This window comes from Pseudomonas sp. FSL R10-2964 (assembly GCF_009600035.1).
GTDB lineage: Bacteria > Pseudomonadota > Gammaproteobacteria > Pseudomonadales > Pseudomonadaceae > Aquipseudomonas > Aquipseudomonas bubulae.
The window spans coordinates 13,457-34,922 of sequence record NZ_WIWH01000019.1; the positions used below are offsets into that span (position 1 = coordinate 13,457).

A 21,466-nucleotide genomic window follows, 5' to 3' on the forward strand; every position below is an offset into this window, starting at 1 on the left:
AGTGAAAATCAGCGTTTTACCGGCGTGCGCATGGTCACAAACTCTTCAGCAGCCGTCGGGTGTACGCCGATGGTTTCGTCAAAGTGCTGTTTGGTCGCCCCGGCCTTCAAGGCAATCGCCAGTCCCTGCACGATCTCCCCCGCCTCCGGCCCGACCATATGGCAACCGAGCACCTTGTCGGTGTCAGCATCCACCACCAGCTTCATCAACGTACGCTCCTGGCACTCGGTGAGTGTCAGTTTCATCGGGCGAAAGCTGCTTTCGAAAATCTGCACCTTGTGTCCCGCCTCAATGGCCTGTTCTTCGCTCAAACCCACCGTGCCGATGTTAGGCAGGCTGAACACAGCCGTCGGGATCATTTGGTAATCCACCGGCCGATATTGCTCGGGCTTGAACAGGCGGCGCGCCACGGCCATGCCTTCGGCCAGCGCCACGGGCGTCAACTGCACGCGACCGATCACATCGCCAATGGCCAGGATCGATGGCTCGGCACTCTGGTACAGATCATCCACTTCGACAAAACCGCGCTTGTCGAGTTTGACCCCGGTGTTCTCCAGGCCCAGGTTATCGAGCATCGGCCGACGGCCCGTGGCGTAGAACACACAATCGGCGATCAGCTCGCGACCGTCCTTGAGTGTGGCTTTGAGGCTGCCATCGGCCTGCTTGTCGATCCGCTCGATATCGGCATTGAACTGTACGTCCATGCCGCGCTTGATCAGTTCTTCGTGCAAGTGCTTGCGCACTGCGCCATCAAAACCGCGCAGGAACATCTCGCCACGATAGAGTAAGGACGTTTTCGCACCCAAACCGTGGAAAATCCCAGCAAACTCGACGGCGATATAGCCACCGCCCACCACCAGCACACGCTTGGGCAGCTCTTTGAGGAAGAATGCCTCGTTGGAACTGATTGCATGTTCATGGCCCGGGATGTCGGGAATCTGCGGCCAGCCGCCGGTGGCGATCAGGATATGTTTGGCGGTATGACGCTGACCGTTGATTTCAACTTCATTGGGGCCGGTTATTTTCGCGTGACCTTCGATCAGGGTCACACCGCTGTTGACCAGCAAGTTGCGATAAATACCGTTGAGACGATTGATCTCGCGGTCTTTGTTGGCGATCAGGGTCGCCCAGTCAAAGTCGGCCTCACCCAGGCTCCAGCCAAACCCCGAGGCTTGCTCGAAATCTTCAGCAAAGTGCGCGCCGTACACCAGCAGCTTTTTCGGCACGCAGCCAACGTTCACGCAGGTACCGCCCAGATAGCGGCTTTCTGCTACAGCCACTTTTGCGCCAAAACCTGCGGCAAAACGTGCAGCACGCACGCCACCAGAACCCGCACCAATGACAAATAGATCAAATTCGTAGGCCATTTCTCTCTCCTAGGCAGGCCATCAGCATAATCGCTCCTGCGCGATTGACCAGCGCTGGAAGTTGCCGACAGCAAAAAAACGAAAAAGCCACCCGAGGGTGGCTTTCTCTTGAAGCGATCTACAACGGGCCGCTATCAGTAAGCTTTGCCGGTTTTGTAGAAGTTTTCAAAGCAGAAGTTGGTTGCTTCGATGTAGCCTTCGGCGCCACCGCAGTCAAAGCGCTTGCCCTTGAACTTGTAAGCAATCACGCAACCGTTTTGCGCCTGCTTCATCAGCGCGTCGGTGATCTGGATTTCACCGCCTTTGCCCGGTTCGGTCTGTTTGATCAGATCGAAGATATCCGGAGTCAGGATGTAACGGCCGATGATGGCCAGGTTGGAAGGTGCATCTTCCGGAGCTGGTTTTTCAACCATGTTGCGCACGCGGTAGAGGTCGTCACCAATCAGGTCGCCAGCGATCACGCCGTACTTGTTGGTTTCTGCCGGATCAACTTCCTGGATCGCGATAATGGTGCAGCGGTACTGATTGTACAGCTTGACCATTTGTGTCAGGACGCCGTCGCCTTCCAGGTTGACGCACAGGTCGTCTGCCAGAACCACGGCAAAGGGTTCGTCGCCGATCAGCGGGCGGCCAGTCAGAATTGCGTGGCCCAGGCCCTTCATTTCGGTTTGACGGGTGTACGAGAACGAGCATTCGCTCAGCAGGCGGCGGATACCGACCAGGTACTTCTCTTTATCAGTACCCTTGATCTGGTTTTCCAGCTCGTAGCTGATGTCAAAGTGGTCTTCCAGGGCGCGCTTGCCGCGGCCCGTCACGATGGAAATTTCAGTCAAGCCAGCGTCCAGTGCTTCTTCAACCCCGTACTGGATCAGTGGCTTGTTCACCACCGGCAGCATTTCTTTTGGCATGGCCTTGGTCGCTGGCAAAAAGCGAGTGCCGTAACCGGCTGCTGGGAACAAGCATTTCTTGATCATATGAGTCCTTTAAAGGGCTGTACGTTCCAAATTTGGCGCAGTCTAATCAGGCAGCATCGACGTTACAATGCTTCTCGATAGCAAACTGATGCCAACCTAGATAAATATTTAGCCCGTTAGTTCCTTTGCGATTGAATTTGATTGGCGCCCATCGTGTTTACCACTACCCGTGATGCCCTTGCGCTATTATCACGCCATTAATCCAGCCAATCAGGCAGCTTTTCGATGTCAGCAACAATCAGCGTTAACGGTTATGAGATCAAACCCGATGAATCGGGCCAATGGTGCGTGTTTGCTGCCTCGGGTGAAAACGTTGCCGGACCATTCAGCTCGCAACAGGCCGCAGCAGAAGTCGCCTCGGTATTTCAGGACCAACCTGAGCCAGCAGCCCGCCGCAGCAAAAAATAACAGCAACTCCACTTATGTGATGGTTACCCGGATGAAGAAAGTTCTGACACTGCTCGCATTGGTGACTCTGGGTGGGTGCGCGACGGCATCCAGCACTTACCTGGCCGATGGCAAACAAGGGTTGAGCATAGACTGTTCTGGCGAGGCCATGTCCTGGGCCAAGTGCTATGAGAAAGCCGAGGCCTCATGTGCCGGTACTGGCTATACCATCATTGCCACGGATGGTTCGCCTGCGCTTGCGCAAAGCGAGAAAACCCTGGGCGCAGATGTAGGTAATTTTAAAAGTCGCACTGTCGTAGTGGCCTGCAAGTAAGGGATACCGCTAAAGCGCATGACTTTAGCGGTAACTGCAATTACCGGGTGCCCTGGCCGACCAAAACGCCATTCACGGTTTGCCCATAAACGTTGACGCCGTCATTGGCATGGAACTTCAACCGGGTTTTTTCCACTGAACCTTCGACCAGTCGAGGGTCCTGTGGCCGTTCGTGGGTGTTGATGTACGCCGCCACATCCCAGGCCTGCTCGTCACTCAAGCTGTTGGCCTTGCCCAGTGGCATGTTGTGCTTGATAAACGATGCCGCGGTATTGATCCGGTGCATGCCGGCTCCCCAGTTGTAGGAATCCTTGCCCCACAATGGCGGCATCACATAGTCCTCCCCCACCTTTTGCCCCTGCCCGTTGTCACCATGACAGACGGCACATTGGTCCTTGTACAGCGCAGCACCACGGCTCAGGTTGTACCCAGCCTTGGGCTCGGGCACATCGGGATACCCTCGTCCCGGCAACTCAACCCCCGTAGGAGCCTTGGTCGACAACCAATAGGCATAGGTTGAGAGCGCCGTGATCTCGCGGCTATCGGCAGCCGGTGGCGTACCGCCATTCATGCTGAACTGAAAGCAGCCCTGCAGGCGTTCGGCAAAGGTATTGACCTTGTCGTTTTTCTTGCGGTACGCCGGGTACATGGGGTACGCCCCCCACAGCGGGGCTGAGTTGGCCAGACGACCCTGATCAAGATGGCAGTTCGTACAGTTAAGGCCATTGCCGACAAACTTCGGGGCCTGGCGTTTGGTGTCAACAAACAGGGCATAGCCGTCCATCACCATTTTGCCGTAGGCGTTGTCGGGCAAATCGCTTTGTTGCGGCGGCTGAAAGTAGGTGATGTTATCGGCAGGTGCAGGCACCTTGATCTGCGACTGGTCTTCCATCGCAATGGGCGCTGCATGGACCGCGCTGCCAAGGAGGAAGGATGCCGCACAGGTTGATATCAGACGCTTCATGGTTTGACCTCCTTGTGCCCTACAGTGCTGAAATAGTCGGCAACCGCCTTGATTTCGTCTTCGCTCATGGCCTTGGCGATATGACCCATCAGGTCATTGGGATCGTTGCGCCGGGTGCCATCGCGCCAGGCATTGAGCTGCGCCGTCAGGTACAGCGCCGGTTGATTGGCCAGGGGCGGGAAGGCACTTCCCACCCCCACCCCACCCGGGCCATGACAGCTGACGCACTCGGGTATCTGACGCTCCCAGGCGCCGCGCAAGGCCAACTTTTCTCCAGGGCCTGAAGGCATGGTGCTGAGGTTGATGGCAGGCACCGCAGGGGCCGGCATTGCTGCAATGCTGGCGGTGACTGCGGCAATTTCCTGGTCGCTCAGGGCCTTGGCCAGAGGTTGCATCACCGGGCTGACCCGTTTGCCACTTTGAAAGTCGTGCAGTTGCTTGCTCAGGTAATCGGCAGAAAGACCGGCTAATCGCGGAAACCCGGCAGGTGCCAGCCCCATGCCATCCGCACCGTGGCACGCCACGCAGGCCGTGGCACCCGGTTGGGCACCGCCCTGCAGGTAGATGTTGGGGGTCGGTTGTGCCTGGGTATTGCTCACGGCGAGCAGCATGAGGCTGCTCAATAGCGTTCGCTTGAGTGGAATCATGACCAGCTCCATTATTGTTATATGCTTAGGCCTATAAAATATAAGCCTACAGATCCTAGGAGAATTCTTACCTGGTCACAACACTGCTTCGGATCCAATGGTAAAGCAGGACAAAAAAAACCTGACGTTCGCAAGGCAAACGTCAGGTTGGGGTCTTGCCGCCGGTTGACTGAGATAAGGCGTCAGTCACCAGAAATACAGTGAGTGGCGGCTTTGCGAATATCGCCCGGGCGCACCGGTACATTGGACATGCTTTCGTACACCTTGATACTGCTGCCGCCGGAGCGCTCTTCAATATCAATGACCGCCGTTGGATTGGAGGTCAGCTTTTGCGGGACGATAATCCGAAAACCGTCTTTATGCGGTTCAATCTGAGGTGCCCTGCGTGTGCTGGACAGTTGTTGCACCACACATTGAGCATAGGCGTCGGGCTTCTTGCCCGAAATCACACTCATGGTGGGCAGCGTCTGCTCAATATCGGTAACGGATGCACAGCCACCCAAGGCCAGCAACGCCGCTAATACGCCCCACTTCATAGACATTCTCCGTTAAAGACACTACGACAATGGATATGCGGAATTTCTCCCGGGCCATAGTGAATAAATACTCAATAGTGGCGGATTATCCACGTTTTACGTCAAACTCACCCGCATCACGGCATAATACTCGGCTTTAGCCCCCCTGATAGGGCTGAAGCACATGCTATCGTGCTGATTATTCAGCAGATTCACGTTTTTGGAGACACCATGAAATTTATTCACCAGCGCGAGCACCTCAACGAAGACGACATCGTCGTCATTGAGTGCTCCCAGCCTTGCAACATCCGCCTGATGAGCGATGCGCACTTCCGCAGTTTTAAAAATGGTGGCCGCCACTCCTACCATGGCGGCGCCTTCAAGGACTTCCCGGCCCGCATCACCGCGCCGAGCACCGGTTTCTGGAACATCACCATCGATACCGTGACCAGCCGTGCCATCAGCGTAACCCGCAAGCCAAGCTTCAAGCCGACCATTAAAATCGTGCGTCGCTCAAGCTCCAAACTTCGCTAAACCCAAAGCAGGAATTACCGTGCAAACCACCAAGTACGTGATCAAGTACAAGCTCAACGGCGAGCGTCGTTTCGAGTTTGCCCAGCTCCAGTCGGGATCGGAACAAGAAGCTCGCGCAGCACTTGAAAAGATCCATGGCGATGCTGACGAAGTAATTACCGACATCAAGGCAAGCAAGGCACTTTAAGCCGTGGACTTGTTTGCCGAGCAGGACCTGCAGCAGCCCGCCCGTGTCGAGCGTATCAGCGACCAGGCGTTTGCGCTTCGCGGGTTTGCCTTGCCCAAGGCCAAGGAGCTGCTGGCAGCCCTTGATAGCGTTCTGCTGCAGGCACCCTTGCGCCAGATGCAGACGCCCGGTGGCTACACCATGTCCGCCCGACTGAGCAGTTGCGGTGCTCTGGGCTGGACCACTGACCGCGATGGTTACCATTACAGTCCGCTCGATCCGCTAAGTGCCCGACCCTGGCCAGCCATGCCCGGCGTCTTCCTGGCGCTGGCTGCAGCGGCGGCCAGCAGCGCAGGCTTTAGCGGTTTTGTCCCTGATTCCTGCTTGATCAATGCCTATGCGCCAGGCGCAAAAATGTCGCTGCATCAGGATAAAAACGAGCGCTGCCATACCGCACCGATTGTTTCCATTTCTCTGGGGCTGCCGGCGATTTTTCAGTTTGGCGGTTTCGAACGAAGTGACCCGACTCAACGAATAGCATTGTTTCACGGCGACATCATGGTCTGGGGCGGCGTTGACCGCCTGCGGTATCACGGAGTAATGCCCATCAAGCCCGGGCATCACTCACTGTTGGGCGAACAGCGGATCAATATCACCCTGCGTCAGGCAGGCTGAACCGCAGTTACCTGCTTCACTTCCCCCTTTCCTCGCACGCACGCTGACAAAGCGCTGTAAATATTTCTATATAGCGGATATCTTGCCAACGCCTGACACGGCCTAATAAAAACGGAGTTTTGCCATGAATGTTCGTGCCCGCCCCTTTATCCCTGCCGCGCTGGCTGTTCTGATCGGATGTACCGCATTCACTTCGGTCCAGGCCGATGAAGTGCAGGTTGCCGTGGCAGCCAACTTCACGGCGCCAATCCAGGCCATTGCCAGCGACTTTGAAAAAGACACCGGGCACAAGTTGATAGCGGCCTATGGCGCAACAGGCCAGTTCTATACCCAGATCAAGAACGGTGCACCATTCGAAGTGTTTCTGGCCGCAGATGACACCACCCCCGAGAGACTTGAAAAAGAAGGCGATACCGTTCCCGGTTCACGCTTCACCTACGCCATTGGCACCCTGGCGCTGTGGTCAGCCAAAGAGGGTTATATCGACGGCACCGACAAAGCGCTGCTGGCCAATCAGTACACGCATCTGTCGATCGCCAACCCCAAAGCCGCGCCCTACGGCCTGGCAGCAACGCAAGTGCTGGCCAAACTGGACCTGACTGACAAGGTCAAGAACAAGATCGTTGAAGGCCAGAACATTACCCAGGCCTACCAGTTCGTTTCCACGGGCAATGCCGAGCTGGGCTTTGTCGCCCTGTCGCAGATCTACAAAAACGGCAAAGTCAGCGACGGCTCGGCCTGGATTGTGCCCGAGGCGATGCACGACCCGATCCGGCAAGATGCCGTTATCCTCAAAAAAGGCGAAAACAACCCTGCTGCCAAGGCCCTTGCCGACTACCTTAAAGGTCCTAAGGCCACCGCCATTATCAAATCCTATGGTTACCACCTGTAAATGCCGCTCACGAGTGCTGACTTCGCAGCCATCTGGCTGACTCTGCAACTGGCGTCGCTGACCACCCTCATTTTGTTGCTGGTCGGCACTCCCATCGCCCTGTGGTTAGCGCACACCCGCTCGCGGTTGCGCGGCCCCATCGGGGCGATTGTGGCCCTGCCACTGGTTTTACCGCCCACTGTCATAGGTTTCTATCTGCTGCTGGCGATGGGGCCCAATGGTTATGTTGGCCAGCTCACCCAGTACCTGGGTCTGGGCACACTGACTTTCAGTTTCGCCGGGCTGGTGATCGGTTCGGTGATCTACTCCATGCCCTTTGTCGTGCAGCCTTTGCAGAATGCATTTACGGCCATTGGCCCCAGACCGCTTGAAGTCGCCGCGACTCTGCGGGCCAACCCGTGGGATACCTTCTTCAGCGTCATTGTACCTCTGGCCCGACCCGGCTTTATAACGGCCTCTATTTTAGGGTTTGCCCATACGGTCGGTGAGTTTGGCGTGGTACTGATGATCGGCGGCAATATCCCGGAAAAAACCCGTGTGGTGTCGGTGCAGATCTACGACCATGTCGAAGCGCTGGAATATGCTCAGGCACACTGGTTGGCGGGAGCAATGGTGGTGTTTTCCTTTCTGGTGCTGCTGGCGTTGTATTCAAGCCGCAAATCCCAAACCAGCTGGAGCTGAAGATGACGTCGCAGATCAACCTTCGGTTGCAGCACCGCTACCCCGGTTTTGCTCTCGACCTGGACCTGCAACTGCCGGGCAAGGGGGTCACCGCCCTCTACGGTCACTCCGGCTCGGGCAAGACCACCTGTCTGCGCTGTATCGCCGGTCTCGAACGGGCCAGCCAGGCCTATGTACAGGTCAATGATCACATCTGGCAAGACAGCCAGCGCAATCACTTCGTACCGGTGCACCAGCGGGCGCTGGGCTATATCTTTCAAGAAGCGAGCCTGTTCCCCCACCTGTCGGTGCGGGCCAATCTTGAATTCGGCCTCAAGCGCATTGCCCATCAGGAACGTCGAGTGGATCTTGCCCATGCCACCGAACTACTGGGCATCACCCACCTGTTGACACGGGCGCCGCACAACTTGTCCGGCGGCGAACGCCAGCGGGTCGGTATCGCCCGGGCCTTGCTCACCAGCCCGCAACTGCTGTTGATGGACGAGCCCCTGGCCGCACTGGACAACCAGCGCAAAGGCGAAATACTGCCCTACCTTGAGCGCCTGCACGCCGAACTGGATATCCCCGTGCTCTACGTCAGTCATTCTCTGGACGAAGTTGCGCGCCTGGCCGATCATATTGTGTTGCTCAGCGAGGGTAAGGTACTGGCCAGCGGCCCTGTCAGTGAAACCCTTGCCAGGCTCGACCTGCCACTGGCGCGCGGGAATGATGCCGCAGTGGTGATTGAGGGCCGGGTCAGCGATTACAACCTAAACTACCAGCTGTTGACTCTGCACCTGCCCGGCAGCGCCCAGCAGCTGAGGGTTGCCCATGCCTCAATGGCCATCGGCCAGCCGTTGCGCGTCAAAGTGCAAGCCCGGGATATCAGCCTGACCCTGGCCCCGTCGGAGCACAGCAGCATCCTTAATAGCTTGCATGCAAGGGTGGTCAGCGAAACGGCCGCCGACAACCAGGCTCATGTGCTGATACGCCTGGATGCCGACGGCACTCCCCTGCTCGCCCGGATAACCCGTTACTCCCGGGACCAATTGGGCCTGCACCCCGGGCAATTACTATGGGCGCAGATCAAATCGGTGGCTGTTCTGGCCTGATGCCTTGCTTGCGCCGCTGGAGCAGGAAGCGCACGGTCGCAATCGTCAGCCCCGCCAACAGGCCCAGAACCAGTGCCAGAGCGACTATCAGGGCCTTTTTCGGCTTGATCGGATCAGTCGGCATCTGTGCCTTGCGATCAATACTGACCAACCCAAGCTGGCTCATATCCGTATTCAGGCGGCCAAGGCGCACGGCTTCGGCACGCAAGGGCTCGATGTCATTGAGGAATACATCCTCATTTGAGCGTTTACCAAGCATTTCGACCTGGCGATTGACCTCAAGCAATTGAATCTTTTTGCGGATCTGCGAGATACGGTTATCGGTAAAATCGTCCGTGGTTCGCTTGAGCAAGGCTGCACGCTCGGCCTCCAAGGCCTGGGACCCCATAAAGTACAAGGGGATACTTTGCGAAGTGATTTCGGTGCGCACCAGCCTGACCGATGAGCCCTGCGCCGCATCAGCCATCGCCGACGGTGTGGTCGGACGGGTAATACCCAGGGATTTGGCAATGGCGATAGCTTCGTCAAGCTGCTGTATGCGCGCTTCCCGCTCGATTTTCAGCTGCAGGCGCAAGGCCTTCAGCTCATCCTCCAACTGCGCCTTTTGCAGGCTGTCAGTTTCAAGGAATGTGGCAATTTTTTCTTCTTTATCAGATGTATAGCTTGAGCGTGCGGCATTTATCTGGGCGTCCAGCTCTCTGAGCCGGTTACCAATAATAACCTTGAGGTCGGCACTGATTTGCTCGCGCTGCTTGGTGATCGCGTAGTCAACAAAACCATTGAGAATCGCAACCCCATCAAGGGAGGCCGGGTATGTTAGCTCCAGCTTGAGATAAGGATTATCTGAACTGGCCTTATTGGGCGCAGGCTGAACCAGATTGAATGCATCCCGGTTAAACACTTCGAAGCTTTGCTCCAGACTTCTGCCAGGTTGTACCAAAGGTTTGAACAAGTCCTGGTGGTCGCGAAAAAAACTCAACCGGTTTTCATAAGACTCAAGTGCCAGGCCAACTTTAAGCAAGGCATCAGCAGCAGGCAGGGTATAAACCTGGGAGCGGTTAAGGGCATCAAGCTCATTGATAGCTGCAGGGCGCAGCAGGCTGCTGGTTTGATAGACCTGTTGCGCAAACGACACATAGCCAAGTGCCATCAATCCGGCAATGACTACGGTGCCGCCAATCAGTTTTTTTTGTCGCCAAAAAGAATGGATCAAGTCAAAAAAATCGATCTCAGCGTCGACTTTACGTCCTTGTGGGTACTGATGAATAGTCAAATGAATGCACCTTGTAAATAAAGCTTAGTCAAGCTGGCTACTGAGGGCGTATCGATCACATGATGACGCAATGTGTTTGACAGGCAATTCCTAGAAAAATTCGCATCTTTATAAATCAAGCACATAGAACAACAAAAGCAAGTAATTAGAAAATGATATCCAACATCTTTATTAAAAATAGGATGCACCCTAGTTTCTAATGAGAATTGCCTCACAAAAAATAAAGGCAAAATAACAATGTGTCTGTGCCGTTTTCATCGAATCTCCACGCCAGAACGGCACAGCTTCCTGGACTGTGTAATTATTGCCGCCACAAGAAAGCACGCTTACGTGTGGGGTAATAATCAGAATGGATATTTTTCAGGCGATGCGGGTGTTTGTCCGCGTAGTCGAAACCGGCAGCTTTACCGCTGCGGCGCAGGCTCTGGGTTATTCAACGGCGCAAACCTCACGGTTGCTGTCAGAGCTTGAGTCCTCGCTGCAAGCACGGTTGCTGCAGCGCAGCACACGGCGCCTGGCCTTGACCGAAGTGGGTGCGCGTTACCTGGAACGCTGCCGGTTGATACTGGGCGAGATTGAAGATGCAAATGCTGAAGCAGCGGGGGCGCACTTGATCCCCCGTGGCCATTTGCGTGTGCAATCAACTACAGGCCTGGGGATCCAGCTACTGGCACCGCTGGTAGCCCGTTACACGGAGCTGTATCCGCAAGTCCATGTCGATCTCACACTGTCACAACGCCAGCCCGATCTGCTTGAGGAGGGCCATGATCTGGTGATTACCCTGTCGGCCCACCTGCCGGACTCGGAATTGATCGGCCAACCGCTGGGCAGCATCTTCAGTGTCATCAGTGCTGCGCCTTCCTACCTCGAGGGTCGGAACATCCCGAAGGTTCCTGAGGATCTGCACCAACACCGCTGCCTGCATCTGGTTGACCCATTGTTTACCGACAGCTGGACCTTTCGTGATGATGAGGGCGAGCAAGTCATCCGCCCTGGTAACGTATTTCAGGTCAACGTGGCCGAGGCCATGGCGAAGGCCGCCGAGGCCGGGCTTGGAATCTGCCTGCTGCCTGATTATGTGGCGGTGGGTTCTTACCAGCGCGGCTCACTGGTGCGCCTGCTGCCGCATTATCGGCTGCATGAAAAAAACATCTATGCACTCTACCCTTCCCGGCGATTTCTGGATGCCAAGGTCAAGACCTGGGTCGAGTTTTTGAAAGAAGAGATACCCAAAGTGCTTGAAAGACACCAGGCCATCGTCGATGACCCGGCGCATTGGGCTTAGACGACTTGAACCGCCGTGCGCAGATGCTCGCGCAAGGCGATGGCGGTGCGATCAAACTCCAGTGGTGTCACTGAAATACCACCCTGGGTGACCACGCGGGTTTCGGTATCCAGCGCTTCCGGGTGCTGGTGGCGAGTGATGCTGAGCCAGTAATACTTGGCTTCGCGAAAGTCGGTACGCTCGATGGCTTCCACCCCGTCCATGCGACCGGCGCCCTGGCGGGTGATCTGGATCGGGCCGGCCTCATCGGCAGGCACGTCAGGGAAGTTGATGTTCAGGCACGCCGACTGCTCCCAGCCCTTGCCCAATAGTTGCCGGATAACACCAGGAGCCAGTGCACGGGCCGTTTCCCAGCGTACCGAGCTGCGGCGGGTAAAGTACTGGCTCAAGGCGATGGATGGAACGCCCATCAACAAGCCCGTCATGGCAGCACCCACGGTTCCTGAAAACAGGGTTTCAACCCCAAGGTTGGCACCTTTGTTGATGCCGGAGAGCAACAGCTGCGGGGGTTTATCCAACAACTGCTGCAAGGCCATCGCGACACAGTCTGCCGGTGTTCCTGAAACCGAAAAACGCCGCTCGCCACGTTTTGTGACGCGCAAGGGGTGGTGAATACTGATTGCCGTGGATATACCGCTCTGGTCATGGTCAGGCGCCACGACCCACACTTCGTCCGCCAACTCACGGGCCACCGCTTCCAGCACTGCAAGGCCTGGTGCGTCGATCCCGTCGTCGTTGGTGATCAAGATTCGTTCGAGTCGAGCGTCTGGCATGAGGGGGCTCCTTGTGTGGGATGAAGCAGCTGCAAGCTATCAGATAAAACTAGCTTGATGCTTGCAGCTTGCAGCTTGCAACTATCCCTTAAATTCCCTGCAGGGCCAGATCCATCGCGAAATAAGTCAGGATCATGTCGGCACCGGCACGCTTGATCGACCCAAGGCTCTCGCGAACGACGCGGGCCTCGTCGATGGCCCCGGCCTGGGCGCCAAACTTGATCATCGCGTATTCGCCGCTCACCTGGTAAGCCGCCAATGGCAGATGCGAGGCCTGGCGGATATCGCGAATAATGTCCAGATAGGCACCGGCAGGCTTGACCATCAGCACATCTGCGCCTTCCTGCTCGTCCAGCAATGACTCACGGATTGCTTCACGGCGATTCATCGGGTTCATCTGATAAGACTTGCGGTCGCCCTTGAGCGCGCTGCCCCCAGCTTCACGGAACGGGCCATAGAGGGCCGAGGCAAACTTGGTGGAGTACGCCATGATCGAGGTGTCGGTAAACCCTGCACCGTCCAGGGCGCTGCGGATGGCCTGCACCTGGCCGTCCATGGCCGCTGATGGCGAGATAAAGTCGGCACCGGCCGCTGCGGCGGCAACTGCCTGCTTGCCCAGGTTGATCAGGGTCGCGTCATTGTCGACGCCGTGGTCATGCATCACGCCGCAATGGCCGTGGGAGGTGTATTCACAAAAGCAGGTGTCGCTCATCACCACCATGTCCGGCGCGGCATCCTTGCTGATACGCACCATGCGCGACACCAGGCCATCTTCACGCATGGCATCGCTGCCGGTTGCGTCCAGATGATGGGACACACCGAACAGCATCACCGACTTGATACCCGCACGGGCGTAACGCTCGATTTCACCGGCCAGTTTTGACTCGGGAATACGCATCACACCGGGCATGCTGGTGATCGGCACAAAATCGTCGATCTCTTCTTCGACAAAAATCGGCAGCACCAGATCATTCAGGCTGAATTCGGTTTCCTGAAACATGTCGCGAAGGGTCTGGGAGCGGCGCAGGCGGCGCGGACGTACAGCGGGGAACTGGTTAGGCATCATGGTTCCTGATGGGCAGATTCAAAAAACAGACGAGCCTTGGCTCAATGGCGCAACAAATACAGGATTGATCCTGCAATTGCAAAACATCCGCCCGGCCTGCGGCCGGTGGTCGCGGGGTGTTTCTTGTGGGAAATGCCGGGGCTGACAGCTACACCTCATTGCCTGTATCGCGAGCGAGCCCGCGCACAGGCCAGGGCAATCGGTCATATGCTTGAACATTTCGTTAAAAAGCGTAACATTGCCGACCATGATACTCGAACAGCTCAAAGCCCTGGGCAATGACACTCGCATGCAAATGATGGAGTGGCTCAAAGACCCGCTCAGCAATTTCCCGCCTCAGGATCACGGTGATCCTGCCATCGGCGTGTGCGTGACCCATCTGCAGCACAAGGCCGGATTGTCGCCCTCTACTGCTTCGGCGCATTTGGCTATCTTGCAGCGCGCCGGCTTCGTCCTGACCACCCGCATCGGCAAGTGGACCTACTACCGACGCAATGAACAGGCGATCGATGACTTTGCGGCTAGGCTGAAAATCGAGTTGTAATTTTTAATTATACATTTCGTTATTTCGCGCAATGTAAAAATATGAGGAAGCCCCATGAGCACCAAAGCAATTTTCGTCCAACCTGGCGGCGGTTATGACAATGTAGTGGTTGGCAGCAGTGAAGCGCGCGCCCCCGGGAACGGCGAAATCACTGTACGTTTGCACGCCAACTCACTGAACTACCATGATTTTGCTGTCGTAAGCGGCATGTGGGGTCCGAGCGAAAATCGCATCCCCATGGCCGATGGCGCTGGCGAAGTAATTGCCGTTGGCGCCGATGTCAGCGAATTCAAGGTGGGAGATTCGGTGGTCAGCACCTTCTTCCCGGACTGGATCGACGGCACCCCTCTGGTGGAAGGTTTTGTTACCGTACCCGGTGATGGCATCGACGGTTATGCCCGCGAGCAGGTAACCGCCAAAGCCACGTCCTTCACCCTGGCACCCACCCGCTGGAGCCATGCCGAAGCGTCAACCCTGACTACAGCCGGCCTGACCGCATGGCGCGCATTGATGGCCGACGATTCGCTCAAGCCGGGCGACACGGTATTGGTGCAAGGCACCGGCGGTGTTTCGATTTTCGCCCTGCAGTTCGCCAAGATGGCCGGTGCAACGGTCATTGCCACCTCCTCCAGCGATGAAAAACTGGAGCGCCTCAAAGCGCTGGGCGCAGACCACGTGATCAACTACCGCAAGGACACCCACTGGGGTGAAACCGCCCTGGCCCTCACCGGCGGGCGCGGTGTTGACCACATTATTGAAGTCGGCGGCCCTGCGACACTTGAACAGTCGATGATTGCCATCCGTGTGGGCGGGCATATCTCGATCATCGGCATCCTCAGCGGCGTTAGCGGCGTTAGCGGCGCAATGAACTTTGTCCCGATGCTGGTCAAGCAAGCCCGCCTGCAAGGCGTGCTGGTCGGTAGCCGCAGCCAGCAGCAAGACATGATTCGCGCCATCAATGCCAACGGCATGCGCCCTGTAATAGATCGCCACTTCCCCCTGACGGACATTGTCGAGGCTTTCAAGTACCAGGAAACCAACCAGCATTTCGGCAAGATCATTCTGGACATCTAACCGCGACATCGCCGATGGCGCATTGACAGTGCGTCATCGGCTTCTCTAGATTCAGGCTTTTGCCCAGAGAGCCGAGTCTGATGAGCCTTGAATCCGTACGCGCATTTTTTCACGCCAACGCCCCTGACCTGCACATCATCGAATTGGCCACCAGCACCGCGACGGTCGCTCTGGCGGCCGAGGCCCATGGGGTGGAACCTGGTCAAATCGCCAAAACCCTGGCCTTTCGCGTCGGCGAACGCAACGTTCTGCTGGTGGCCCGCGGCGATGCACGTATCGATAACAAAAAAATCAAGGATGCCCTGGGCAGCAAAGCCAAAATGCTCGATGCCGAAACCGTCGTTGCCTTGACCAGCCATCCGGTGGGGGGTGTTTGCCCATTCGGCTTGGCCACCGATCTTGCCGTGTACTGCGATATTTCCCTGCAAAGCTTTAGCGAAGTCATGCCTGCAGCCGGGGCCACGCATACGGCGGTGAAAATTTGCCCGACACGCATGGCGGATCTGGTTAACGCGCAATGGGTCGATGTGTGTCAGCCCCTACCTGCCGCCTGAATTCCAGGAAAAGGCTCTGGAACGGGCATCTGCGCGAGGTTGATTGTCTGACAATGTAGAAAATACAGTTGCGATCGATTATCATCCGCTGTTCGCGCAGCATCCTGCAACCGTCTATCAACATAACTAAAACGTCGCAGGGTGCTGTTTCAAGGGAACGACCTGAGGCGCTCATGCACCGCTTTACTTTCAGCAAATCATTGATTTGCGCAACACTGGGGATCGTCAGCCTGCCGTCTTACGCGGCATTGCAACCGGCGTCAGAGGCTGCTCTGGCTGGCGAAACAGCAAAAAACTGCCATTTCAACAAAGACACCAGCACCGACTGCACTACCACGTACCGCTATACCATCCTGACCAACAATGGCCGCGAGATGCTGTCGCGCATCGACTTCAGCTTCCCCGAAACGGATCGGCTGGAGATCATTGACGCCCAGTCGACACAACCCGGTGGCAAACCGGTCGCGCTGGCCCCCTCGCAAATCGATACGCGCATGGCCCCCAACCCCGACCAGGGTTTTCAGCGAGCGCGGCAAACATCGATCGCTTTCCCCAACCTGCGCATCGGCACCCGTATCATGTACACCGTGCGTGAGCATACGGTGGCGAAACCGCTGATGGAGCACTTCCACTACCCGATGATGTTCGGCCCTGCCCCCGTGCGCTCGGATGCCTTCAAAAGCACGTTCACCGCTGAGCAGCCGATGGTCTGGCGCAGTGAGTTGATGGAGGACTTTACCTTCAACCCCTCTTCCGACAACAAGACCCTGGTGATCGAGCAGCAAAAACCGCGCTTCGTGAACTACATCAACGAAGCCGGCAACGCCTATATCCGCCAGATGCCACGGGTTGAAATCGCCAGTTCCAGCCAGGTGCAGGATCACTTCGGCAACCTCGCCGCGCGGTATCAGCAAATCCTCGGCGCCAGCCTGCCTGCGGGCGCCGCCAAGGTTGTTTCGGGCCTCAAGGGTTTGCCTGCCGCCGGGCGAGTGTCAGGCGTGATGCAGTACATCCACGAGCAATACCGTTATATGGGTGACTGGCGCGCCACAGATCGTGGCTATGTACCCTTTACCTTAAAGGAGATCGAAGAGCGCGGTTACGGCGATTGCAAAGACCTGTCCGTATTGCTGACTGCCATGTTGAAGGCCAGCGACATAACCGCGCAAACCGCCTGGGTCAGCCGTGGCAGCAACCCGCTTGGCCTGTTGCTGCCTGGCACAGGCGCAGCCAATCACGCCATCGTCAAGGCTCAAGTCAACGGCCAGGTCTGGTGGCTGGACCCTACCAACCCGGTGTTTATGCCGGGGCGCAGCATGCCCGATATCCAGAATCGCTGGGCACTGGTCATCGATGCCGAAGGCAAGGTGTACCAGGACCATATTCCGGAAGAACAGCCGAGCCTGAGCATGGGCGTGAAGAAGTTCGAACACTTCAATCGTGATGGCCAGGCCCGCACCACGGCTGAAGTACAGATGGGGCAAATGACGCTGATGCAGCTCAGCTACGCCGACACAGACTCCGGGGTCAGTGCCACCGACCTGAACCTGTGCAACCATTTCGGCAAGGAAATCGGCGACTGCAAGATCAGTCGCGAGAAAACCGGCTTTGTCGTACCCGAGCGATACAAGGTGCAGGCCACGCTGACCAACCTTCGGCCACTGGAAAACCTCTCCGGGCAGCAGGTATACAAACCCGCCTTTGCGAGCGAGCGCTGGGACAGCCTGATGAACTATCGCCGCACCGGTCAGCTGGCGGATTTGTACATGGCCGATCCGGAGACAGTCACCTACGACATCACCCTGTCAGGGGCCGAGGTTGGCAAGGAGATCAAGACCTGCAAGGTGAACTCGCCGTGGTTTGATATGGAGCTGAGCAGCAAGCGCAGCAAAGAGGAGTACCGTTACCTGTACTCCATGACGCAAAAGCACAGCTGGTTGAGCCATGACGAAATCATGAGCGCGCCATTCGAAGCAATGCTCCAGCAAGCCCGTGCCTGCAACGAAAACATGCAGCAAGTGGTGCAACTGGTCACCCGCAGCTGAGTGCTTTGCGCTGAGCCACAAAAAAGCCCGACCCCATTGCGGGGTCGGGCTTTTTATTGGCTTAGGCGATGGCGGTATCGACCAGTACCTGCGCTTCCTCAACCAGACGGCTGAGGTGCTCGTCGCCGATAAAGCTCTCGGCGTAGATCTTGTAGATATCTTCAGTGCCCGAAGGGCGTGCAGCAAACCAGCCGTTTTCAGTCATGACCTTGAGCCCGCCGATGGCCTGATTGTTGCCCGGTGCATGGCTGAGGATTTGAGTGATCGGCTCACCTGCCAGCGTGGTCGACTTGACCTGCCCGGGCGACAGCTTGCCCAACAGCGCTTTTTGCTGCGGGGTGGCCTTGGCATCGACACGGGTGGAGAACGGCTGGCCCAGCTCTTCGGTCATTTTCTGGTACAGCTGAGAAGGGTCGCGACCGGTACGCGCCGTCATTTCAGCAGCCAGCAACGACGGAATCAGGCCGTCCTTGTCGGTCGACCAGACGCTGCCGTCCAGACGCAGGAACGAGGCGCCGGCGCTTTCTTCGCCGCCAAACCCCAGCGAGCCTTCAAACAGACCATCGGCAAACCACTTGAAGCCTACCGGCACTTCATACAGGCGACGATCCAGACGCGCGGCTACCCGGTCAATCAGGCCGCTGCTAACCACGGTTTTGCCCACGGCGGCATCGGCGCGCCATTGCGGCCGGTTGCGGAACAGGTAGTCGATGGACACAGCCAGGTAGTTGTTCGGGGCCAAAAGACCGCCCGATGGCGTAACAATGCCGTGACGGTCGTGATCCGGATCACAGGCAAACGCCACGTCGAAGCGTTCTTTCAGGCCGATCAGGCCCTGCATGGCGTAGCTGGAAGACGGGTCCATGCGGATCCGGCCATCCCAGTCCACGCACATAAAGCGGAACGTCGGGTCGACCGAGGTGTTCACCACGTCCAGATCAAGGCCGTAGTGTTCGCCGATCGCCGACCAGTAGCGCACACCTGCGCCACCCAGCGGATCTACGCCCAGGCGCAGATTGGCGCCGCGCAGGATGTCCATGTCGATCACGTTTTTCAGATCGGCAACATAGGTATTCAAGTAATCATGACGATGGGTAGTGCTGGCTTTAAGGGCCTGCTCGTAGCTTATGCGCTTGACCCCGGCCAGCAGGGCCGCGAGCAGTTCATTGGCCTTGGCTTCAATCCACTTGGTGACATCGGTATCAGCCGGGCCGCCATTGGGCGGGTTGTACTTGAAACCGCCGCTTTCTGGCGGGTTGTGTGAAGGCGTAATCACCACGCCATCAGCCAGCCCGCTGGTGCGGCCACGGTTGTAGCAAATGATTGCGTGGGAAATCGCTGGCGTCGGGGTGTATTCGTCGTCAGCGGCTATCATGGTTTCGACGCCATTGGCGGCAAATACTTCCAGAGCACTGGCGCCGGCAGGGGTAGACAGCGCATGGGTGTCGATACCGACAAACAGCGGCCCGTTGATTCCCTTCATTTGACGATACAGGCAAATGGCCTGGCTGATAGCAAGTACATGCCACTCATTGAAGCTCAGTTCAAATGAACTGCCGCGGTGCCCTGAAGTACCAAAGGCGACACGCTGGGTCGTGATGGCTGCATCGGGTTGACCGGTGTAATAAGCGGTCACCAGTCGCGGAATATCGACCAGCAACTGAGCCGGGGCCGGCTTGCCCGCAAGAGGACTGAGTGTCATGCAAAACCTCGGTAAATTAATGATTCGCAGGAAAAAAAGCAGTTTACTGGCTGTTCGACCCTGGTGCGAAGTAATCTATCCGTACCCGGTGGCCGAACGGGCACTTTAATCGACTGTTAGTTGTCTGAAGTTGATCCCGGGCAGGTTGTTTAATTCAACTGTAGGTATATTTTTAGCTCTGAAATAAGGAAAGCACCATGAAATCACTGGTGATCAGCGCAGCCGTATTACTGTCTTTGAGTACGCTGTGCAGCGTGGCCAACGCCGCCAAACTGGAAGATGTCGCTCCCTATCCAAAAGCCGAAGCAGGCTTTAGCCGTCAGGTCATTCATTTGCCCAAGCAAAAGAATGAAGACGACTACAAGGTACAGATCATCGCGGGCAAGACCCTGCAGGTTGACTGCAACCAGCAGCGTCTTGGCGGTAAGCTGGAAGAAAAAACCCTCAAGGGTTGGGGCTACCCGATGTATCGCCTGAACAAGGTCAGCGGGCCCATGAGCACAATGATGGCTTGCCCTGAAGGCAAGGCGCATCCCGAGTTTGTGCCGGTGGTCGGTGAAGGCTTTATGCTGCGTTACAACAGCAAACTGCCGATCGTGGTGTATGTGCCCAAGGATATTGAAGTGCGCTACCGTATCTGGTCGGCCTCCAAGCAGATCAAGCAGGCTGTGAGCGAGTAAGCGCTTTTATTTTTCATTGTGAGAGCTGGCTTGCCTGCGATGCAGACGACGCGGCTGAACGGTCAGACCGCGTTGATGCCATCGCGGGCAAGCCCGCTCCCACATTGATGAGTGTTATTGCAACCCCACGCGATACAGCATGCCGTCATCCTCATCGGTCAATACATATAAATAGCCATCAGGGCCTTGGCGCACATCGCGGATACGGGCATTGAGATCGCCGAGCATGCGCTCTTCATGCACCACCTTGTCACCGCTCAGTTGCAGGCGTATCAGGTCCTTGTCTGCCAGGGCGCCAATAAACAGACTGTGCTGCCAGGGTTTGAAGCGATCTGAATCATAAAAAGCCATGCCGCTGATACCCGGGGATTTTTCCCATATGTGGTGCGGAACCACAGTGCCTTCGACGATTTTGCCCTGAGCTTCCGGAATCGGCTTGGAAGAGTAGTCAATCCCGTGGGTTGCCAGCGGCCAACCGTAGTTTTTACCGCGCTCGATCAGGTTGATTTCGTCGCCCCCCTTTGGCCCGTGTTCGTGGGTCCACAGGGTCCCGGTCCAGGGATTCAGCGCCGCGCCTTGCTGATTGCGATGGCCGTATGACCAGATTTCCGGCCTTACCCCCTGCTGCCCTGTGAAAGGGTTGTCCTTGGGCACACGCCCGTCAGGGTAAATGCGCGCAATCTTGCCTTGCAGCTTGTCCAGATCCTGTGAGGTCGGACGCTGGTTGTTTTCCCCAAGGGCGATAAACAAGTAGCCATCGCGATCGAACACCAGCCGTGAGCCGAAGTGGTTACCGGTAGAGAGCTTCGGCTGCTGGCGAAAGATCACTTCAAAGTTGCTCAATCGGGTCAAATCATCCGACAAGCGCCCACGCCCCACCGTGGTACCGGCCTTGCCGTCTGCACCACCTTCGGCGTACGACAGATACACCAACCGGTCTTCACCGAAGCTGGGCGACAACACCACATCGAGCAGGCCACCCTGCCCCTTGGCCCACACTTGCGGCACACCTGAAAGCGGTGCGGACAATTTACCGTCAGGGCTCAAAACTCGCAGATTGCCCGCCCGCTCGGTAATCAGCATGCCTTGCCTGTCGGGCAAAAAGGCCAGTGCCCAGGGATGATCGAGCCCTTCGACCACCGGCGTGACGGTAACGGCCCCGGACTCGGAAACAAACGTATTCTGCCCATCGGCATGGGCCGTGAACGCCATACCGAGCAGCGAAGTGGCACACATTGTGGCC

General features: G+C 57.0%; 24 protein-coding genes. 14 read left to right on the forward strand and 10 right to left on the reverse strand.

Annotated elements, in window-relative coordinates:
• Positions 1 to 8 precede the first annotated feature (8 nt).
• Entirely contained in the window at positions 9 to 1,367 is a 1,359-nt protein-coding gene (gene gorA, locus GHN92_RS12480) for a glutathione-disulfide reductase (RefSeq protein ID WP_095000188.1), read from the reverse strand.
• A 134-nt stretch (positions 1,368 to 1,501) separates the two neighbouring features.
• The gene (gene galU / locus GHN92_RS12485) at positions 1,502 to 2,341 is read right to left on the reverse strand and encodes a UTP--glucose-1-phosphate uridylyltransferase GalU (protein WP_016780941.1); all 840 of its coding nucleotides are present in this window, start codon (positions 2,339 to 2,341) and stop codon (positions 1,502 to 1,504) included.
• A gap of 225 nt (positions 2,342 to 2,566) precedes the next feature.
• Between galU and GHN92_RS12490 the strand changes: the two genes are divergently transcribed.
• Together GHN92_RS12490 and GHN92_RS12495 are read left to right on the forward strand one after the other, a co-directional pair.
• Positions 2,567 to 2,749 carry a hypothetical protein gene (locus GHN92_RS12490; protein WP_095000187.1) on the forward strand — a complete coding sequence of 61 codons (183 nt, stop codon included), beginning with the start codon at positions 2,567 to 2,569 and terminating at the stop codon, positions 2,747 to 2,749.
• Between the two features lie 31 nt (positions 2,750 to 2,780).
• A complete protein-coding gene (locus GHN92_RS12495) occupies positions 2,781 to 3,062 on the forward strand; it encodes a hypothetical protein (RefSeq protein WP_095000186.1) in 282 nt (93 codons plus the stop codon).
• A gap of 40 nt (positions 3,063 to 3,102) precedes the next feature.
• Here GHN92_RS12495 and GHN92_RS12500 read toward each other — a convergent pair whose 3' ends face one another.
• From GHN92_RS12500 to GHN92_RS12510, 3 genes are all read right to left on the reverse strand, one after another.
• Positions 3,103 to 4,026, reverse strand: coding sequence for a c-type cytochrome (locus tag GHN92_RS12500; protein WP_095000185.1), 924 nt, complete (start codon positions 4,024 to 4,026; stop codon positions 3,103 to 3,105).
• On the reverse strand, positions 4,023 to 4,673 hold the full coding sequence (locus tag GHN92_RS12505; RefSeq protein ID WP_153380285.1) for a cytochrome c: 651 nt from the start codon (positions 4,671 to 4,673) through the stop codon (positions 4,023 to 4,025). The genes GHN92_RS12500 and GHN92_RS12505 overlap by 4 nt, the downstream gene beginning before the upstream one ends.
• A gap of 182 nt (positions 4,674 to 4,855) precedes the next feature.
• A complete protein-coding gene (locus tag GHN92_RS12510; protein ID WP_095000183.1) occupies positions 4,856 to 5,209 on the reverse strand; it encodes a hypothetical protein in 354 nt (117 codons plus the stop codon).
• Positions 5,210 to 5,419: 210 nt separating this feature from the next.
• Here GHN92_RS12510 and GHN92_RS12515 point away from each other — a divergent pair, with 210 nt between their 5' ends.
• The 6 genes from GHN92_RS12515 (at position 5,420) to modC (ending at position 9,227) form a co-directional block, all read left to right on the forward strand.
• Positions 5,420 to 5,722, forward strand: a complete 303-nt coding sequence (locus GHN92_RS12515; RefSeq protein ID WP_048379727.1) for a DUF1883 domain-containing protein — start codon at positions 5,420 to 5,422, stop codon at positions 5,720 to 5,722.
• Between the two features lie 19 nt (positions 5,723 to 5,741).
• Complete coding sequence (locus tag GHN92_RS23855; protein WP_095000182.1) at positions 5,742 to 5,909, forward strand: hypothetical protein; 168 nt, start codon at positions 5,742 to 5,744, stop codon at positions 5,907 to 5,909.
• A gap of 3 nt (positions 5,910 to 5,912) precedes the next feature.
• Positions 5,913 to 6,563, forward strand: coding sequence for a DNA oxidative demethylase AlkB (gene alkB / locus GHN92_RS12520; protein WP_095018547.1), 651 nt, complete (start codon positions 5,913 to 5,915; stop codon positions 6,561 to 6,563).
• A gap of 124 nt (positions 6,564 to 6,687) precedes the next feature.
• Complete coding sequence (modA, locus tag GHN92_RS12525) at positions 6,688 to 7,455, forward strand: molybdate ABC transporter substrate-binding protein (RefSeq protein WP_095019906.1); 768 nt, start codon at positions 6,688 to 6,690, stop codon at positions 7,453 to 7,455.
• The gene (gene modB, locus GHN92_RS12530; protein WP_130871419.1) at positions 7,456 to 8,136 is read left to right on the forward strand and encodes a molybdate ABC transporter permease subunit; all 681 of its coding nucleotides are present in this window, start codon (positions 7,456 to 7,458) and stop codon (positions 8,134 to 8,136) included.
• 2 nt (positions 8,137 to 8,138) lie between these two features.
• On the forward strand, positions 8,139 to 9,227 hold the full coding sequence (gene modC / locus GHN92_RS12535) for a molybdenum ABC transporter ATP-binding protein (protein ID WP_095000178.1): 1,089 nt from the start codon (positions 8,139 to 8,141) through the stop codon (positions 9,225 to 9,227).
• Here the strand turns inward: modC and GHN92_RS12540 are convergent.
• Positions 9,202 to 10,500 carry a Wzz/FepE/Etk N-terminal domain-containing protein gene (locus tag GHN92_RS12540; protein ID WP_153380287.1) on the reverse strand — a complete coding sequence of 433 codons (1,299 nt, stop codon included), beginning with the start codon at positions 10,498 to 10,500 and terminating at the stop codon, positions 9,202 to 9,204. The genes modC and GHN92_RS12540 overlap by 26 nt on opposite strands.
• A gap of 349 nt (positions 10,501 to 10,849) precedes the next feature.
• Here GHN92_RS12540 and GHN92_RS12545 point away from each other — a divergent pair, with 349 nt between their 5' ends.
• Positions 10,850 to 11,785 carry a LysR family transcriptional regulator gene (locus tag GHN92_RS12545; protein WP_095000176.1) on the forward strand — a complete coding sequence of 312 codons (936 nt, stop codon included), beginning with the start codon at positions 10,850 to 10,852 and terminating at the stop codon, positions 11,783 to 11,785.
• On the opposite strand, the gene surE is transcribed toward GHN92_RS12545, so the two are convergent.
• Complete coding sequence (surE, locus tag GHN92_RS12550; RefSeq protein WP_095000175.1) at positions 11,782 to 12,558, reverse strand: 5'/3'-nucleotidase SurE; 777 nt, start codon at positions 12,556 to 12,558, stop codon at positions 11,782 to 11,784. The two genes, GHN92_RS12545 and surE, sit on opposite strands and share 4 nt — an antisense overlap.
• Positions 12,559 to 12,646: 88 nt before the next feature.
• Positions 12,647 to 13,621, reverse strand: a complete 975-nt coding sequence (gene hemB, locus GHN92_RS12555) for a porphobilinogen synthase (protein ID WP_095000174.1) — start codon at positions 13,619 to 13,621, stop codon at positions 12,647 to 12,649.
• 250 nt (positions 13,622 to 13,871) lie between these two features.
• Here hemB and GHN92_RS12560 point away from each other — a divergent pair, with 250 nt between their 5' ends.
• The 4 genes from GHN92_RS12560 to GHN92_RS12575 all read left to right on the forward strand — a co-directional run bounded on the left by GHN92_RS12560 (position 13,872) and on the right by GHN92_RS12575 (position 17,841).
• Positions 13,872 to 14,168 (forward strand): helix-turn-helix transcriptional regulator, encoded by a 297-nt coding sequence (locus GHN92_RS12560; RefSeq protein ID WP_019822791.1) that lies wholly within the window; start codon positions 13,872 to 13,874, stop codon positions 14,166 to 14,168.
• Positions 14,169 to 14,222: 54 nt separating this feature from the next.
• Complete coding sequence (locus GHN92_RS12565) at positions 14,223 to 15,242, forward strand: NAD(P)-dependent alcohol dehydrogenase (RefSeq protein ID WP_153380289.1); 1,020 nt, start codon at positions 14,223 to 14,225, stop codon at positions 15,240 to 15,242.
• A gap of 80 nt (positions 15,243 to 15,322) precedes the next feature.
• Positions 15,323 to 15,796 (forward strand): YbaK/EbsC family protein, encoded by a 474-nt coding sequence (locus tag GHN92_RS12570; RefSeq protein WP_095000172.1) that lies wholly within the window; start codon positions 15,323 to 15,325, stop codon positions 15,794 to 15,796.
• A gap of 173 nt (positions 15,797 to 15,969) precedes the next feature.
• Positions 15,970 to 17,841, forward strand: coding sequence for a DUF3857 domain-containing transglutaminase family protein (locus GHN92_RS12575; RefSeq protein ID WP_153380291.1), 1,872 nt, complete (start codon positions 15,970 to 15,972; stop codon positions 17,839 to 17,841).
• 61 nt (positions 17,842 to 17,902) lie between these two features.
• Here GHN92_RS12575 and pgm read toward each other — a convergent pair whose 3' ends face one another.
• Complete coding sequence (gene pgm / locus GHN92_RS12580; protein ID WP_153380293.1) at positions 17,903 to 19,543, reverse strand: phosphoglucomutase (alpha-D-glucose-1,6-bisphosphate-dependent); 1,641 nt, start codon at positions 19,541 to 19,543, stop codon at positions 17,903 to 17,905.
• Between the two features lie 197 nt (positions 19,544 to 19,740).
• Here pgm and eco point away from each other — a divergent pair, with 197 nt between their 5' ends.
• Positions 19,741 to 20,223 carry a serine protease inhibitor ecotin gene (gene eco, locus GHN92_RS12585; RefSeq protein ID WP_095000169.1) on the forward strand — a complete coding sequence of 161 codons (483 nt, stop codon included), beginning with the start codon at positions 19,741 to 19,743 and terminating at the stop codon, positions 20,221 to 20,223.
• Positions 20,224 to 20,337: 114 nt separating this feature from the next.
• On the opposite strand, the gene GHN92_RS12590 is transcribed toward eco, so the two are convergent.
• Entirely contained in the window at positions 20,338 to 21,435 is a 1,098-nt protein-coding gene (locus GHN92_RS12590; protein ID WP_372239746.1) for a PQQ-dependent sugar dehydrogenase, read from the reverse strand.
• Positions 21,436 to 21,466: the final 31 nt, after the last annotated feature.

Coding starts and splice junctions, on each gene's coding strand:
- GHN92_RS12515 (WP_048379727.1), top strand. CDS start 5,420: ATGAAATTTATTCACCAGCGCGAGCACCTCAACGAAGACGACATCGTC.
- GHN92_RS12505 (WP_153380285.1), bottom strand. CDS start 4,673: ATGATTCCACTCAAGCGAACGCTATTGAGCAGCCTCATGCTGCTCGCC.
- gorA (WP_095000188.1), bottom strand. CDS start 1,367: ATGGCCTACGAATTTGATCTATTTGTCATTGGTGCGGGTTCTGGTGGC.
- modC (WP_095000178.1), top strand. CDS start 8,139: ATGACGTCGCAGATCAACCTTCGGTTGCAGCACCGCTACCCCGGTTTT.
- GHN92_RS12490 (WP_095000187.1), top strand. CDS start 2,567: ATGTCAGCAACAATCAGCGTTAACGGTTATGAGATCAAACCCGATGAA.
- GHN92_RS12510 (WP_095000183.1), bottom strand. CDS start 5,209: ATGAAGTGGGGCGTATTAGCGGCGTTGCTGGCCTTGGGTGGCTGTGCA.
- hemB (WP_095000174.1), bottom strand. CDS start 13,621: ATGCCTAACCAGTTCCCCGCTGTACGTCCGCGCCGCCTGCGCCGCTCC.
- pgm (WP_153380293.1), bottom strand. CDS start 19,543: ATGACACTCAGTCCTCTTGCGGGCAAGCCGGCCCCGGCTCAGTTGCTG.
- GHN92_RS12545 (WP_095000176.1), top strand. CDS start 10,850: ATGGATATTTTTCAGGCGATGCGGGTGTTTGTCCGCGTAGTCGAAACC.
- GHN92_RS12590 (WP_372239746.1), bottom strand. CDS start 21,435: ATGGCGTTCACGGCCCATGCCGATGGGCAGAATACGTTTGTTTCCGAG.
- GHN92_RS12570 (WP_095000172.1), top strand. CDS start 15,323: ATGAGCCTTGAATCCGTACGCGCATTTTTTCACGCCAACGCCCCTGAC.
- modB (WP_130871419.1), top strand. CDS start 7,456: ATGCCGCTCACGAGTGCTGACTTCGCAGCCATCTGGCTGACTCTGCAA.
- GHN92_RS12495 (WP_095000186.1), top strand. CDS start 2,781: ATGAAGAAAGTTCTGACACTGCTCGCATTGGTGACTCTGGGTGGGTGC.
- GHN92_RS12560 (WP_019822791.1), top strand. CDS start 13,872: ATGATACTCGAACAGCTCAAAGCCCTGGGCAATGACACTCGCATGCAA.
- surE (WP_095000175.1), bottom strand. CDS start 12,558: ATGCCAGACGCTCGACTCGAACGAATCTTGATCACCAACGACGACGGG.
- modA (WP_095019906.1), top strand. CDS start 6,688: ATGAATGTTCGTGCCCGCCCCTTTATCCCTGCCGCGCTGGCTGTTCTG.
- galU (WP_016780941.1), bottom strand. CDS start 2,341: ATGATCAAGAAATGCTTGTTCCCAGCAGCCGGTTACGGCACTCGCTTT.
- GHN92_RS12500 (WP_095000185.1), bottom strand. CDS start 4,026: ATGAAGCGTCTGATATCAACCTGTGCGGCATCCTTCCTCCTTGGCAGC.
- GHN92_RS12575 (WP_153380291.1), top strand. CDS start 15,970: ATGCACCGCTTTACTTTCAGCAAATCATTGATTTGCGCAACACTGGGG.
- GHN92_RS12565 (WP_153380289.1), top strand. CDS start 14,223: ATGAGCACCAAAGCAATTTTCGTCCAACCTGGCGGCGGTTATGACAAT.
- eco (WP_095000169.1), top strand. CDS start 19,741: ATGAAATCACTGGTGATCAGCGCAGCCGTATTACTGTCTTTGAGTACG.